Source organism: Maridesulfovibrio sp. (genome assembly GCF_963677005.1).
GTDB lineage: Bacteria > Desulfobacterota > Desulfovibrionia > Desulfovibrionales > Desulfovibrionaceae > Maridesulfovibrio.
Genome location: NZ_OY781616.1, coordinates 206,438 through 220,635, shown reverse-complemented (window position 1 = coordinate 220,635; position 14,198 = coordinate 206,438). Strand labels below are relative to the sequence as shown.

The following is a 14,198-nucleotide window of genomic DNA, read 5'->3' as shown; positions in this document are numbered from 1 at the left end:
CTAATCTACTTTGTATTTGAAGTAAGCGGCACAGCTGCCTTCAGTTGAAACCATACACGGACCGACGGGTTTGGCAGGAGTACATGCCTTGCCGAACAAAGGACATTTGTCCGGAGTCATCTTGCCCTTCAGGACATCCCCGCACCGGCATCCGGGCAGTGGAGCACATTCACCGATATTCAGATCGAAAATCTTCTTGGCATCGAAATCAGAAAATTCATCACGGAACTCAAGGCCGCTTCCGGAAATGGAACCGATACCTCTCCAGAGCGCGTCCGCCGGTTCAAAGACCTGATACATAATTTCCACGGCCTTGGGATTACCGTTTTCCGAAACAGCGCGAATATACTGATTGACCGGTTTCGGATTTTCTTCACGGGCGGAGCGAACCATAAGCAGCAGTCCCTGAAGAATATCGACCGGATCAAAACCGGTCACCACAGCGGGCTTGCCGTACTTTTCACCTATGAAATCATATGGATGAACCCCGATCACTGTTGAGACATGACCGGGCAGTATGAATCCGTCGATTTTTGTTTCCGGATCGGAAATCAGAACTTCCAGTGCAGGAGGAACAAGCTTGTGAAAAGACAGCACCTTGAAATTCTTCAATCCCTGCTGTCGGGCCATAAGCACCGTCCCGGCAATCGTCGGTGCCGTTGTCTCGAATCCAACACCCAGAAAAACAACCGTGCTGTCCGGATTTTTTCGGGCAATATCCAGAGCATCAAACGGGGAGTATATGATTTCCACCCTTGCCCCGTCAGCCTGTGCATTTTTCAGGCAATGTCCCTTGTCACCGGGGACCTTGATCAGGTCGCCGAAAGTGGCGACAATCACATTCTCCCTGCCCGCAAGATCAAGAAAGGCATTGACTTCCGACTCGTGTGTCACGCAGACCGGGCAGCCCGGACCGCTGAGATGAACAATCTCTTCGGGCAGTACGGAATGGAGTCCGCTGCGGAAAATGGCGACCGTGTGGGTTCCGCAGACCTCCATAAATCGTATCTCTCCGTCAAGTTCGTCACGGAGCCGCCCGAGCAGTTCCCTGCACAACTCGGGATCTTTGAATTTATCCAGAATCTCAAACGACAAAACGCACCCCCAGAATTTACGTTTTCAAAAAAATCAACTTCAACGGCAGGCAGGCCACCAGCCAGTGAGGCTTTCCCGAACAGTGGTCCCGCATAGCCTGCAACGAAAACAGCTTATTGCATCCGGGCAAAATATCACCCTATTTTCAAGCGGCTCCTGTTTTCATTATACTCATTCTCGTCTGCTAACAACCCATGGGACCCTGATATTTTCAAGACATAAAAAAGGCCCCGCAATATTGCGGAGCCTTATATACAATGCAAATAGCAATAGTCTTTTCAACTCTTGAGACAGCCTGCATTCACGGTAAGCACCAGAAAAACCCTGTGGCATTCCATGTCGGGCACAGACATTCTTTCAGCAACTCTTCAGTCACGAAGATAGCGGCAGTCTCTATTTCCTCTCATAAACGCTATTTGAGACAGCGCTGAATGACCTCTTCAAACTCGGCCTTGTCTATTGGTTTCGGGAGAAAATAAGTGGCTCCCAGAGCCAGCAGATTCGAAATATCCGAAACACCGACGACCGCGGACATAATGACGATAGGCAGTTTCATGAATTGCGAATCTCCCCGCAATGTCTGCACCAACTGCCTTCCATCCATTTCCGGCATCATTATATCAGTTATCAACACGTCAAAGTCATTTTCGGCTTTCAAAGCTTCATATGCATGCTTCCCGTGAGGGCTGACAAAAGGTATATGTCCCATGTCCCCAACGAAACGTGCTGCGAGTTTCTGAGATATCTTGTCATCCTCAGCGATCAGAATTTTATACATTAATCAGATGCCTCCTTCATTAGTAACAAATTAAACAACTGGTCCAAAATTGTAAAGTAATAATAGCTACCGCTTCAGGCTCAAATTTTATGGACCTGCCCTTTGGAATGTAGTAATTTGAGGAAATAAAATTAAGTAAACCGCAAGTTGCGAACAAATGACAGGAGCCGCTGTTATGGCAAAAAATGAAATCCTGCTGGAAACCGGAACCAACGAGCTGGAAATTCTGGAATTCTACATAGACATACCCGAATCAGCAGACGGTCCCGAGGCCAGGTGCCATTTCGGAGTAAACGTGGCCAAGGTCATGCAGGTTATCGAAAGCCCGCAACTTAATCATCCGGAATCAGCCGAACACCCCTGCTTCATGGGCACCATTCCCCTGCGCAACCATATTCTTCCTGTTCTGGACCTTGCCGTATGGCTGGGCATGGAACGCAAACCCAACAAGTATGACATTGTCATAGTGACCGAATTCAGCCAGACCGTTTCCGGCTTCCAGGTAAGCGGGGTAACGGAGATACACAGGGTCGGCTGGCAGCAGGTGCTTTCCCCGGACAAATTCATGAGCAGCTTTGACGAAAGCTGCATAGTCGGCATTGTCGAGCGCGAAGACAGATTCATACAGCTGCTTGATCTGGAATCAATACTCGCCGACCTTGACCCGACTCTGGGCGGGGACTTTGCAGCCCCGACCATGGTCGCATCGGAAGCTTACGCGGCTTTGGTCTGCGACGACTCCCCCACCATCCGGGCCATGCTGGAACAGATTCTGGAAAAATCCAACTTCCGCCATTCAATAGTCCACAACGGCGAAGAAGCCAGAAAAGCACTGCAACAGGTCAAAATGGCTTCCCAACAGGAAGGAAGACCGATAACGGATTACGTGGAAATAGTAATTTCAGATATTGAGATGCCCCTTATGGATGGATTCAGCCTGACAAAATGGATCAGGGAAGACCGTGAACTGAAGAAGCTTCCGGTGATCCTGTACTCATCCATAATTACTAAGGAATTGCGCCATAAGGGAGAATCCGTGGGAGCGGACGAACAGGTTTCCAAGCCGGACCTGCACCTGCTCCCGGAAAAAGCCATCAGACTGATTGAAAACAGGAAAAATGCTTAGACCGCCAATGCAGCATGTCTACGCCATCCATGCGATGCCTGAAGAACTGAAACGGAGGAATAATGGAAGATGTGAGAGTGTACGGGGATGTCAGCGGATTGTCCGAACAGGACTTCGAAGACATAAGGCTTGAACTCCCGTTTGAAAAAATCGTCTATAAAGACAAAATCCTGAATGTAGATTACGAAGGACACTATATAGACATAGAGGATTTTCTTGAAGAACTGGTCAAAAGACTGCCGCCGGAAGGTTGGGCCAAGGTCGACTTCATAGACCATGTAGACTGGAAACTGACCCGATATGAAATTATTGATAATAAACTTACCGAACGCGAAGTGAATGTGGATGCGGTGCTTGAACCGACCAAGAACGAAGCGGGCCAGAGATAACCAGCGATCAGATTAACTGTCACGAATCCTGATTGAGCGCATGGCGTAGACTTAACCTGATTGCAAAAGCATGAAACAAAAAAACCGGCACGGCTGCTTAAGCACCGTACCGGTTTTCAATATTTCAACATTTGAACGGCTAAGCCGTAAACCTTTTACGCCGGATCATCAGTAACTGACTATTCGCACATCAATTGCCTTGGGGGCGCTGTCGGCGTCAACAACATCAAAAACAACCTTTTCGCCCACATTCAGGGTTTTGAACCCGTCGCGGATCACTTCGGCATAATGCACGTATATATCGCGCCCGGCTTCGTCAACAATGAAGCCGAATCCCTTAATGTCGTTGAACCAGCTCACCACACCTTTTGAACTCATATGCCCCCCGGCTGCGCTGCCGGATATCCGGATAATTATTTCATGCGGAAAGTTATGCGCCCCCTGGTAAGGTCGTACGGCGAGAGTTCCACCTTGACCTTGTCTCCGGGCAAAATACGAATGTAATGTTTGCGCATCTTGCCGGAAATATGTCCCAGAATCACGTGTCCGTTTTCCAGTTCCACGCGAAACATGGCATTGGGCAGGGCTTCCTGCACAACACCTTCCACTTCAATGGCTTCTTCCTTGGCCATGTCTTCCTCCGAATACCCGTATAGATAAATTTTACCGCCCGGCAGGCCGGCTCGGTAACAAAGCCTGTTTACAAACTAAAAGTCATCAAGGCAATACGGAAAAAGCGGTTTGTATAAAATATATATGCAAACCTGCCGCCAAAATAAAGCAAAAAAAGCATTACACTATGTTAAAGGTATAAAACAACAACGGATAATGCGGACCTGCATCAATCGGGAACCCGGTCCAGCCTTTCAAGAACAGTCATAATCTCCTGCACCAGCCGATCAAGCGAGCAACGCTTTACGGCACTGGCAGGGATACCCTGCGGATAGGTATTAGACATCAGCTCGCGCTGCTCATCATCAAGCCGGTCCCATTTGTTGAGCACCAGAATTCGCTCGACTTCGTGAAGGTCCATATCTTCAAGAATACGCTCCACAGCGGCGATGTGTTCCTCCACCTCTGGGTGTGACGCATCACAGACATGCAAAAGGACATCGGCAGCCTCAAGCTCCTCAAGCGTCGCCCTGAAGGCCTCTTTGAGTTCCTTTGGGAGTTGGCGAATAAATCCGACCGTGTCGGTCAAAATCAATTCCTGCTCCCGCGGAAAGCGGATGCGCCTGCTTGTCGGATCGAGCGTGGCGAAGAGCTTGTCTTCCGCAATAACCCCGCTGTTGGTCAGGGTATTGAGCAGGGTGGATTTTCCCGCATTGGTATAGCCCACAAGCGAGACAACCGGGACTCCGGCACTGGCACGTCTTTCACGGGTGAATCCACGATGTCTGCTGACTTTTTTCAGTTCATCGCCGAGCTTGGTCAGTTTGTCCTTGATGCGGCGGCGGTCTATTTCAAGCTTGGTTTCACCGGGCCCACGTCCGCCGATACCGCCCATAAGCCTGGACATGGCCCTGTTCTTTCCAACCAGTCTGGGCATGGTGTACTTAAGCTGAGCCATTTCCACCTGCAGCTTTCCGGCTCTGGTGGTGGCGTGCTGGGCAAATATATCCAGAATGAGCTGGGTGCGGTCAATAATCTTGCGTTCGGTCAGCTTTGCGAGGTTGCGCATCTGGGCGGCAGAAAGTTCCTGGTCAAAAAGAATGACTTCGGCATCGGCCTGCAGGGCGATGACCTCCAGTTCGGCAAGCTTGCCCTTACCCATGATGAACTTGGGGTTGAGCGCCCTTATGCGCTGCACCAGCCTCCCCTCGACTTTGAGTCCTGCGGTATCGGCAAGGTCTTCCAGTTCATCAAGGGACCTTTCCTGAACCGGTTTCGGGTCCTGAGAGACACTGACCACTATGGCCCGTTCACGCTTGTCGGTTGTATCGCGGGTTCTGTCCGCACGGCGGAATTCGTCTTCCAGCGCCTTGATCTGGGCGGGCAGGTCCATGTCGGACCGGTCCCAGCGAACGGGGGGCAACTGCTCATACGGTTTGCTGCCGGCTCCGGGAGGGAGAAGATATGCGTACTGAACAAAATCAGGTTCGCCATGGGGCTCTGCGGCAAGGACGGTCACACTGTCCAGACGCAGAAAGACCATATCCATGAGGTCTTCCTCGGAAAGATTTTCCCCTGAAATATGAGTGTGCAGGAGCCGAAGCCCCCTCAGCCGCCCTTCCGCCTGGCGAGCTCTGGGAAGTTCAGGAATATAGATGGAACCGGGATCACCGATCAGGATCATTTCCGGACGGCCCTGCCGGTTTATAAGCAGCCCGATCTGGCGGCCGATCTCATGACTGAGGAAAGACAGTTCACGGGCCTGTTCGTTGGAAAAACCGCACGGGTCGCTGTACCGGCGGTCCGCAAGCCTGTTGATGCGTTTGATTTCACTGGGTTTGAGGCCCTGTGTGTTTCCTTTCGCTTTAAGAGCTATGGCTGAATCTTCCTTGTACTGAATTTTAAAAAGCTTCGTGCTGTCGGCAATTGTGCCCGACATCTGATTCCAAAGCACTGCAACAAAAAACAAAGCGGACAGTCGAAAATTTGACTGTCCGCCGTTACAATCAGGCGTCGTGTTCCGCCAGATATTTGGCTATCATGGAATCGTATTCCGAAACCATGGCAAACGTTTCGGCGGCTAAATCCTTTCTCAGGTGCAGAGAAATTTTCCCGTCGTTCTTTTTCATGTCTTCTATAATACGGGGGTAGTGCACCGGACTGGGAACAACCAGAACAGAATGAAAATTCTTGGCCGAAGCGCGAAGCATTGTGGGCCCGCCGATGTCGATCTGTTCGACAGCGTGCTTCAGGTCCTGACCTTCGCTTACAGCCTGGGCAAAATTATACAGGTTTACACAGACCATGTCGATCGTCTTGATTCCGTGTTTTTCAAGAGTCGACAGGTGTTCCGGATTATCTTTGTCCGCCAGCAGTCCTCCGTGAACATTCGGGTGCAGCGTCTTGACCCGGCCTCCCATAATTTCAGGGAACCCGGTTATTTCGCTTACAGATTTAACATCCAGACCGGCTTCGAGAAGCATTTTTCTCGTTCCGCCGGTGCTGATAAGTTCAACGCCGAAACAGGCCAGTTCTGACGCAAATTCGGCAAGGCCGGATTTATCGGTAACGCTCAAAATCCCGCGCTTGATAGGTAACATATCCATGGCACATCTCCAGAAAGAAGTTTTTTGTGGAGTTGTGCCGGATTTACCGGCCAATTGCAAGCGTTCGGCTCCCTCATTCTCCGCATAGAAAGAGCTTTTCTATCAGCCCCTGTTCCCGACCATACGGAAACAGGGGCTGCCGGAGGTAGAGTCAATTCATACAACGGAACCGGCCGCTAGATCTGGTCCAGCAGTTCCTTTGCCGATTCGTTGGAAGGATCCATTTCGAGAATCATCTCAAGCTGCTCTACGGCCTTTTCCTTTTCGTCCATGCAGATGTAAAGACCTGCGAGAGAATAGCGGACTTCATGCTTTTCCGGAGAGATTTCGAGAAATCTTTCCAGATAGGGAGCTGCTTCGGCAACTTTTTCGCATTCGTGTCCGATGCGGATGATTCCAAACAGGGCAACCATATTGCCCGGATTGAGGCTGAGTGCCTCGGAAAAATTTGTGAACGCTTCTTCCTGACGGGAGGTTTCCATCTGGATCAAGCCCATTCCGGCATGGCTCTTGTCAGTGACTTCAACAGAGTGTGCCTTTTCGTACAGACTCATGGCATCATCATACTCGCCCCTCTGCACCGCAATGGTAGCAAGCCCGATGTACGGATCGGGATGCACGCCGTTGGATCCGGCAGCCTTCTTGTAATAGTCTTCAGCCTTGTCCAGTTCGCCCATGAACAGATAACACTCGCCCAATTCCTTGTTAATTTCGTAATCCAGGTGACTCATAATATCCTCCGGTAATTTTAGCCGCCGGACTCTGACAGCGGCATTTTTTTCGGCTTCAATCAGCCTGCCGAAACACAAGCAACTTATGTGCCAAACGCCAAAACCTTTGTGGACATCTTCAAATTAAAACCACACCCGGCAACCGACCGGAATCTGACACCTCACTATAAATTTAGGCTCTACCATAAAAATACACCAATTATTTCAGACAATTACAAACTTGGAACACCTTTTGCTTAACCAAGATCACAACATTTTCAACACAGGTTCCCGACCAGGTACAACACCGGGAATTTTTTGCAGGAGGATATATAAATGAAAGGACTTTTCGAAGGACACATTGATTTGACAGCAAAGGTTCTGGACCTGAGACTGCAGCGTCAGAATCTCGTCTCCTCCAACCTGGCCAACATCAACACCCCTGGATACAAGGAAAAAAGACTTGAGTTCGAAGGAGAACTGCAAAAAGCCCTTGGGCTTGATGCAAAAGGCAAAATGACCAAGACCAGCAAAATGCACATCCCCACAGCATTTGATTCAAGTACATTCAAAGGAGACGTCCTCTCCAACTTCGAACCCAGGGTTGTACACGGGGAAAACTCGGTGGACCTGGATAAGGAAATGGTAACCATGGCTAAAAACACTCTGGAATATAATGCCCTGACTCAGGTCATAAGCAAAAACTTCCAGGGCATGACCAGAATCATCCAGAGCGGAGCAAGATAATGAACTTCATGACAGCACTTGAAATAGGCGCGTCAGGGCTGAAGGCCCAGAGGGAATATCTGAACGTCGTTTCAATGAACATGGCCAACTCCAGGACAACTCGGACCGAAGACGGCGGACCGTATCGCCGCAAGAGTGTCTCCATGGAATCGACCCCCCTGCTCTCTCCTTTCGATTCGGTAATGAACCAGGAGATGAACAAGCAGCTCAGGGGTGTAACCGTAAGGGGAATCGTATCCGACAGCAGGCCGTTCAAGGAAGTGTACGAGCCTAACCATCCTGATGCGGACAAAAACGGGATCGTCCGCTACCCCGACATCAACGTGGTTGAAGAAATGGTCAACATGATCACCATAAGCAAATCATACGAGGCCAATGCTCAGGCTGTGGAATCAGCCAAGAACATGTTCAACAGGGCCGTAAGAATAGGCATGAACTAGGGCTGACGGAAGATCGGCAGCAAATACGCAAGGAGAACACAGATGGCCATCAGAAATGTAGCAATGCAGGCATACACAAACGCCCTCCAGACCCAGAAGCAGTTCGAAAAGAAATTCGACAAGACTATGAACATGGATAAGGCTGAGCCGAATTCCTTTTCGGAAACCCTGTCCAGTTCATTAAAGAGTGTAAACGACCTGGAAACCGAAAAGAGATCCATGATTCAGGATTTCGCATCCGGCAAGAACCAGAACGTTCACGAACTGATGATCTCCCTGCAGAAGGCAAGTGTTGCCATGACCATGACCAGCACAGTGCGCTCCAAAGTTATGACCGCCTATCAGGAAGTCCTCAAGATGCCCTTCTAGTATCGGGATGCAGTTAAACAACTAAACTGGAAGCCTATACGGCCCTGCTCCGTATTGCTGCCGGACGTCCGTACCGGAGCGCAGAACCTCTATGCAAACCTGTGTCCGAAAACACGGCAGGGCCCCTGAACCCACTGCAGTTATGAATAAGCTGTCGGTAGAAAATGCCCCCCCTTTTGCCGGGGGACTCAGTCCTGTCCGGAGTACAGTTCCGGACATCTCTGCTTTTCATTTTTACGGCCCGGACACCCCTGCTCCGGTCATACGTCAAAAAAATGAACGGATTACAATGATCCGTTCCCGCCGCCCCAATCCCTGAAGATCATTTTTTTGTCACTCATCCCTACAACTTCCTCACACCCCCTTTCGCCACACACACAACACACTTAAATAAATAGAGAAATGCCAGTTGGACCACATATTGCTTTTACTTCTGAAAAATCGTCAGGAGTAATAATATGCCCGATTTCATCTCCGAATATCTGAATAAATTCAAAGGATTCTGGTCCAACCGTACAGTTTCACAGAGGATTCTCATCGGCGGGCTCGCAGCCACCGTTGTAATCGCATTTATCCTCATGGTGTTCTGGCTTAACCGGACCGAGTATCGAGTTCTTTACACCAAGCTCTACCCGGAAGACGCTTCCCGCGTAGTTTCCATGCTGCAGTCCACCAAGGAACCCTACAAGATTCAGGACAACGGTTCCACTATTCTGGTCCCTGCGGACAAGGTTTACGACCTGCGGCTCAAAATAGCCGGGGAAGGAGCCCTTCACGGACAGGGAATAGGGTATGAAATTTTCGACCAGGTCCAGATCGGGCAGACTGACTTTATCCAGCGCATAAACTACCAGCGCGCCCTGCAGGGTGAACTGGCCAGGACCATCAGCGAATTTCCGCAGGTTGAAAGAGCCCGCGTGCATCTGGTTCTCCCGGCCAAGTCACTTTTCATCGAAGAACAGGCCGAACCTTCCGCTTCCGTAGTGTTGAAGCTCAAGGAAGGTGACAAGCTCACCGACAAGCAGATCAAGGGTGTTCTGAACCTCGTGGTCATGTCTGTTGAAGGGCTGAAGCCTTCCGCAGTCACCATCACCGACATGCACGGGCAGGTGCTCTATCAGCCCGAGGATGACGGAGGACTGGGGCTGAACATCACCAACAGCCAGCTTGAATACAAGTCCGGTCTTGAAGCAAAGATAGAACAGCGCATCCAGCGCCTGCTTACTCCCATCGTCGGCCCGGACAAGGTCATTGCCAAGGTCAACGCCGAACTGGATTTCAGACAGCGCACTATCAAGCAGGAAACCTACGACCCTGACGGTCAGGTTGCCAGATCCGAACAGACCAGCGAAGAAACCACCCGCGGAACCGCCAACGTTGACGGCGGCGTTCCCGAAGCAAACTTCCGCGGCGACGGATTTACCGGCACAGCCACAACCCAGGATTCAAACCGCGAAACCCGCACCACAAACTATGAAATCAACAAGGAAGAACAGCAGATCATAGTCCCGGTCGGAGAAGTGAAGAGAATCACTGTTGCGGTCATCGTTGACGGCACCTATCAGAAGAATCCCGACACCGGAGAAGTAACCTACGTACCTCGCTCCGCAGAAGAAATGCAGCGTATCCGCGAACTGGTGCGCAATGCGGTGGGCTATGATGAAGTACGCGGCGACTCTCTTGAAGTCTCGAACATGTCCTTCGGCATGCAGGATCTCTTCGGCGACGAAGGCCTCATGCGCACAATGCTTGAATACGCACAGCGCCTCGGCAAGCCGTTCCTCAACGGACTGCTTATCTTCCTCTTCCTGGTCCTGGTCGTCCGCCCCGTGGTCATGGCCCTGATCAAGCCTCGTGTGGCAGAAGAGGACATTGACGAAGTCGCAGGACTGCCCGAAGCAGGAGAAAGACTTGCACTTGACGAAAGTGATCTTGACGAAGAGGCTCTTGATACGGCACGTAAGCTTGAGAACGCCAAAGCTCAGGCACTGCAACTTTCAGAAAAGAACATGGACCAGGCCGTGCAGGTGCTGAAGAGCTGGCTGAAGCAGGAGGCAGCATAAATTGTCAACGCCGTTCAACGGGAATCAGAAAACCGCCATCGTACTTCTTGCCCTCGGGGACAAGTTTACGGCTGAATCCTTCAAGCGCATGAGCCGTCAGGAAATTGCAGATGTGTCCAGGGCCATGCTCGAGATGGATTCAGTCCCCAAGGAGCAGGTGCTTGAAGTGCTCAAGGAGTTCAACGAAACTCTGGCTTACGGTGCGGAACTTCTCATGGGTGGGGCGGATCAGGTCAAAAGGCTGCTCAGCAAATCTCTTGACGAAGAAACAGCCAAGTTCATTCTGGACAAACTGGACCTCGAAAGCGGCCCGGCCCCGTTCCAGGAACTGCAGAACGTCAGCCCCAAGATACTCGCACAGATTCTCAGGAACGAACATCCCCAGACACTGGCACTGATCATCGGGCACCTGCACCCGGACCAGGCCGCAGACCTAATCTCCAACCTGCCCGGCGGAGTAAGGGCCGAAGTCCTCATGAGGCTGGCCAGACTTGAAGCCGTGGCCGAGGAGATGCTCATGGAAGTGGACCGCGTGCTGCAGAGCCAGCTTATCGCCATGGGCGGCAAGGAAGGCAAGAAGGTCGGCGGCGTACCGGCAGTAGCGGAAATCCTCAACGCGGTGGACCGCTCCACCGAGGAAGAAGTCCTTTCCGAAATCGAGGAAGAATCCACCCAGATGGCCGAAGAAATCAGGAACCTCATGTTCGTCTTCGAAGACATCAAGGGCCTCGACGACCGGGCCATCCGCGAACTGCTCAAGGAAGTTTCCAACGAGGAACTCACAACGGCTCTCAAGGGTGCTTCCGACGACCTGCAGGAACTTTTCTTCAAGAACATGTCCGAGCGTGCTTCGAACATGATCAGGGAAGATCTGGAAATTATGGGACCGGTAAAACTTTCCGATGTGGAATCGGCCCAGCAGAATATTGTAAAGAACATCCGTCGCCTCGAAGACGAGGGCCGGATCATGATCAGCAGAGGATCGGGAGATGTCTTTGTCTAAGTCTGAAAATGACGGCAAGTTTTACACCGGCCGGGTCATCATGGGTCTTGATTCCAATAACAAGACTCAGGAGATGACTATTCAGGAAATGGAAGGCAAGAAAAAGCCTACATGGAACGAAGACACGGACAAGGAATATTTTGAACGGGTCAAGGTCAAGGCCCAGAACATGGCCAAGGAGATAATTTCCAAGGCCATGGCCGAAGCGGAAGGAATCAGGGCCAACGCACAGGCGGAAGGTTATGCTGCCGGGCAGCAGCAGGCCGCCCAGGATGCCGAGCAGCACATGATCGCCTTCAGCGGCAACCTTGCGCAGACGCTGGCCGCCATTCAGGAACAGTCCCGCAACGTGGTTCTGGCCCAGACAACAGACGCGGTTCAGCTTGTATTCATGGTCATAGAAAAAACGCTGGGAGTGGAAATGGAAAGCCGCAGGCAGGAAATTCTCCACGCCCTGCTAGACGAAGCCATTTCACGGATAGATTCCCTTACCCAGCTGGTAATCAAAATTTCCCCCGCTGATGCAGACATCATCGGGCCGCTGCTTGAACAGGCTGCGGCAGAGCATCCGGACCTTTCCAAATGGAGAATCAAGCCGGACCCGTCCATTGACAACGGTGGGGTCATTGTAGAAGCGGAAGACGCGGTGGTGGACAACACCATCACCTCTCGCTGGGAAGGTGTGCAGGAAATTCTCGGCCAACTGACCGGAACAACCGGAGAATAGCCATGGCGGACATGAAAGGCTGCACCACACTGCTAAATGACATAGATCCCTGCCGCAGCTTCGGCAAAGTAAGCAAGGTCGTAGGCCTTATTGCCGAAGGGCGTGGCATCAGGGCACCTTTGGGCTCGGTATGTCATCTCATGCCCGAAGACTCCGACACACCCATCGCAGCCGAGGTTGTCGGCTTCAGGGACGGTTCCTGTCTGTTCATGCCTTACGGAGAACTGCACGGCATAAGCCCCGGAAGCCTGATCAGGAACTCGCAGACTCCCCCCAAAATACCGGTGGGCATGAGCCTGCTCGGCAGGGCCGTTGATGCCTTCGGCGAACCCATCGACGGCAAGGGACCGATCATCCCGGAAAGCTACAACCCTCTGCACCGCGACCCTCCCAACCCGCTGGAACGCCCGCGCATCAACGAACCGCTTGATGTCGGGGTAAAAGCCATCAACAGCCTGCTGACGCTGGGCAAAGGTCAGCGCATGGGCATCATGGCCGGTTCCGGAGTCGGAAAATCGACACTGCTGTCCATGATGGCCCGCTATACGGTGGCGGATGTAAACGTAATCGGCCTTATCGGCGAACGCGGGCGCGAAGTTGTGGAGTTCATGGAACGCGACCTGGGCCCGGAAGGACTGGCCCGTTCCGTGCTGGTCATCGCCACTTCGGATAAAAGTCCGCTTATCCGCATGCGCGCCGCGTATACAGCCACAGCCATAGCAGAATATTTCCGCGACCTCGGGCAGGACGTACTCCTGATGATGGACTCCGTGACCCGATTCGCCATGGCCGGCCGCGAGGTAGGTCTTGCCGCAGGCGAGCCTCCGACCAGAGGCGGCTACACCCCTTCGGTCTTCGCCCAGCTTCCCAAGCTGCTGGAACGTGCCGGGAAGAACCCAGCCGGATCGATAACCGGGATATACACGGTTCTGGTTGACGGTGACGATTTTACGGAACCGATTGCCGATGCGGTGCGCTCCATTCTTGACGGGCACATAGTCCTGACCCGTGACCTTGCTGACCAGGGTCACTACCCCTGCATAGACGTTCTCAAAAGCGTCAGCAGGGTTCGCAGTGATATTGTTCAGCCGGATGTGGTCGCAGCAGGCCGCAAGGTTCTCGGGCAACTGGCCACGTTCCGTAAGGTTGAGGATATGGTCAACATCGGCGCCTACCAGTCAGGAGCCAACAAGAACATTGATTCGGCCATAAAAATGGTCCCGGCCATCAACGGATTTCTGCAGCAGGTCATTGAAGAGCGAAAAAGCCTTGATGAAAGTTTCACCCTCCTGAAGCAACTGGCTGCGTCCGGCTAAAACAGCAGTGCAGGGCAGACCCGGCTCGGTCAACTCACTCCATTGCAATACCCTTTTTCAAAGACCTCTACGGTCTCATGTATTCATTTTTCAAATAGATACTTCCTGCAAAAAGATATAAATGTATGATTGTCTGAACTCTTTATCTTTAACAGAATAAAACATATAACTATCTTCGAAAAACAGGTTCTACCCAGAAAACAGTTTCATACGACTT

General features: G+C 51.7%; 16 protein-coding genes. 9 read left to right on the top strand and 7 right to left on the bottom strand.

What is annotated here, in order from left to right; all coding sequences use genetic code 11:
* Complete coding sequence (gene hypD / locus ACKU4E_RS00960) at positions 1-1,095, bottom strand: hydrogenase formation protein HypD (RefSeq protein ID WP_320169223.1); 1,095 nt, start codon at positions 1,093-1,095, stop codon at positions 1-3.
* Between the two features lie 412 nt (positions 1,096-1,507).
* Positions 1,508-1,873 (bottom strand): response regulator, encoded by a 366-nt coding sequence (locus ACKU4E_RS00955; protein WP_320169222.1) that lies wholly within the window; start codon positions 1,871-1,873, stop codon positions 1,508-1,510.
* 175 nt (positions 1,874-2,048) lie between these two features.
* Here ACKU4E_RS00955 and ACKU4E_RS00950 point away from each other — a divergent pair, with 175 nt between their 5' ends.
* Both ACKU4E_RS00950 and ACKU4E_RS00945 read left to right on the top strand, forming a co-directional pair.
* Positions 2,049-2,999: a chemotaxis protein gene (locus ACKU4E_RS00950; RefSeq protein WP_320169221.1), complete on the top strand. Its 951-nt coding sequence runs from the start codon at positions 2,049-2,051 to the stop codon at positions 2,997-2,999.
* Between the two features lie 62 nt (positions 3,000-3,061).
* Positions 3,062-3,388 carry a hypothetical protein gene (locus tag ACKU4E_RS00945; RefSeq protein WP_320169220.1) on the top strand — a complete coding sequence of 109 codons (327 nt, stop codon included), beginning with the start codon at positions 3,062-3,064 and terminating at the stop codon, positions 3,386-3,388.
* A gap of 168 nt (positions 3,389-3,556) precedes the next feature.
* Here ACKU4E_RS00945 and ACKU4E_RS00940 read toward each other — a convergent pair whose 3' ends face one another.
* The 5 genes from ACKU4E_RS00940 to ACKU4E_RS00920 form a co-directional block, all read right to left on the bottom strand.
* Positions 3,557-3,766: a cold shock domain-containing protein gene (locus ACKU4E_RS00940; protein ID WP_320169219.1), complete on the bottom strand. Its 210-nt coding sequence runs from the start codon at positions 3,764-3,766 to the stop codon at positions 3,557-3,559.
* Between the two features lie 35 nt (positions 3,767-3,801).
* The gene (gene infA / locus ACKU4E_RS00935; protein ID WP_320169218.1) at positions 3,802-4,020 is read right to left on the bottom strand and encodes a translation initiation factor IF-1; all 219 of its coding nucleotides are present in this window, start codon (positions 4,018-4,020) and stop codon (positions 3,802-3,804) included.
* Between the two features lie 209 nt (positions 4,021-4,229).
* A complete protein-coding gene (hflX, locus tag ACKU4E_RS00930) occupies positions 4,230-5,828 on the bottom strand; it encodes a GTPase HflX (protein WP_407944121.1) in 1,599 nt (532 codons plus the stop codon).
* 178 nt (positions 5,829-6,006) lie between these two features.
* The gene (locus tag ACKU4E_RS00925; protein ID WP_320169216.1) at positions 6,007-6,606 is read right to left on the bottom strand and encodes an IMP cyclohydrolase; all 600 of its coding nucleotides are present in this window, start codon (positions 6,604-6,606) and stop codon (positions 6,007-6,009) included.
* 176 nt (positions 6,607-6,782) lie between these two features.
* Entirely contained in the window at positions 6,783-7,337 is a 555-nt protein-coding gene (locus ACKU4E_RS00920; protein ID WP_320169215.1) for a tetratricopeptide repeat protein, read from the bottom strand.
* 315 nt (positions 7,338-7,652) lie between these two features.
* Here ACKU4E_RS00920 and flgB point away from each other — a divergent pair, with 315 nt between their 5' ends.
* The 7 genes from flgB (at position 7,653) to ACKU4E_RS00885 (ending at position 13,981) form a co-directional block, all read left to right on the top strand.
* Complete coding sequence (gene flgB, locus ACKU4E_RS00915; RefSeq protein ID WP_320169214.1) at positions 7,653-8,063, top strand: flagellar basal body rod protein FlgB; 411 nt, start codon at positions 7,653-7,655, stop codon at positions 8,061-8,063.
* Entirely contained in the window at positions 8,063-8,503 is a 441-nt protein-coding gene (flgC, locus tag ACKU4E_RS00910; protein WP_320169213.1) for a flagellar basal body rod protein FlgC, read from the top strand. The genes flgB and flgC overlap by 1 nt, the downstream gene beginning before the upstream one ends.
* A 42-nt stretch (positions 8,504-8,545) precedes the next feature.
* Complete coding sequence (gene fliE / locus ACKU4E_RS00905) at positions 8,546-8,872, top strand: flagellar hook-basal body complex protein FliE (protein ID WP_320169212.1); 327 nt, start codon at positions 8,546-8,548, stop codon at positions 8,870-8,872.
* Between the two features lie 458 nt (positions 8,873-9,330).
* On the top strand, positions 9,331-10,935 hold the full coding sequence (gene fliF, locus ACKU4E_RS00900) for a flagellar basal-body MS-ring/collar protein FliF (RefSeq protein WP_320169211.1): 1,605 nt from the start codon (positions 9,331-9,333) through the stop codon (positions 10,933-10,935).
* 1 nt (position 10,936) lies between these two features.
* Positions 10,937-11,938: a flagellar motor switch protein FliG gene (fliG, locus tag ACKU4E_RS00895; RefSeq protein ID WP_320169210.1), complete on the top strand. Its 1,002-nt coding sequence runs from the start codon at positions 10,937-10,939 to the stop codon at positions 11,936-11,938.
* Positions 11,925-12,665, top strand: a complete 741-nt coding sequence (locus tag ACKU4E_RS00890; RefSeq protein WP_320169209.1) for a FliH/SctL family protein — start codon at positions 11,925-11,927, stop codon at positions 12,663-12,665. Before fliG ends, ACKU4E_RS00890 begins: the two co-directional genes overlap by 14 nt.
* A gap of 2 nt (positions 12,666-12,667) precedes the next feature.
* Complete coding sequence (locus ACKU4E_RS00885; protein WP_320169208.1) at positions 12,668-13,981, top strand: FliI/YscN family ATPase; 1,314 nt, start codon at positions 12,668-12,670, stop codon at positions 13,979-13,981.
* Positions 13,982-14,198 lie beyond the last annotated feature (217 nt).

Excerpts from the sequence above, each read along its gene's own strand:
- flgC (WP_320169213.1), top strand. The coding sequence starts at position 8,063 with ATGAACTTCATGACAGCACTTGAAATAGGCGCGTCAGGGCTGAAGGCC.
- ACKU4E_RS00890 (WP_320169209.1), top strand. The coding sequence starts at position 11,925 with ATGTCTTTGTCTAAGTCTGAAAATGACGGCAAGTTTTACACCGGCCGG.
- fliF (WP_320169211.1), top strand. The coding sequence starts at position 9,331 with ATGCCCGATTTCATCTCCGAATATCTGAATAAATTCAAAGGATTCTGG.
- ACKU4E_RS00920 (WP_320169215.1), bottom strand. The coding sequence starts at position 7,337 with ATGAGTCACCTGGATTACGAAATTAACAAGGAATTGGGCGAGTGTTAT.
- ACKU4E_RS00950 (WP_320169221.1), top strand. The coding sequence starts at position 2,049 with ATGGCAAAAAATGAAATCCTGCTGGAAACCGGAACCAACGAGCTGGAA.
- ACKU4E_RS00940 (WP_320169219.1), bottom strand. The coding sequence starts at position 3,766 with ATGAGTTCAAAAGGTGTGGTGAGCTGGTTCAACGACATTAAGGGATTC.
- ACKU4E_RS00885 (WP_320169208.1), top strand. The coding sequence starts at position 12,668 with ATGGCGGACATGAAAGGCTGCACCACACTGCTAAATGACATAGATCCC.
- fliE (WP_320169212.1), top strand. The coding sequence starts at position 8,546 with ATGGCCATCAGAAATGTAGCAATGCAGGCATACACAAACGCCCTCCAG.
- ACKU4E_RS00925 (WP_320169216.1), bottom strand. The coding sequence starts at position 6,606 with ATGGATATGTTACCTATCAAGCGCGGGATTTTGAGCGTTACCGATAAA.
- ACKU4E_RS00945 (WP_320169220.1), top strand. The coding sequence starts at position 3,062 with ATGGAAGATGTGAGAGTGTACGGGGATGTCAGCGGATTGTCCGAACAG.
- ACKU4E_RS00955 (WP_320169222.1), bottom strand. The coding sequence starts at position 1,873 with ATGTATAAAATTCTGATCGCTGAGGATGACAAGATATCTCAGAAACTC.
- infA (WP_320169218.1), bottom strand. The coding sequence starts at position 4,020 with ATGGCCAAGGAAGAAGCCATTGAAGTGGAAGGTGTTGTGCAGGAAGCC.
- flgB (WP_320169214.1), top strand. The coding sequence starts at position 7,653 with ATGAAAGGACTTTTCGAAGGACACATTGATTTGACAGCAAAGGTTCTG.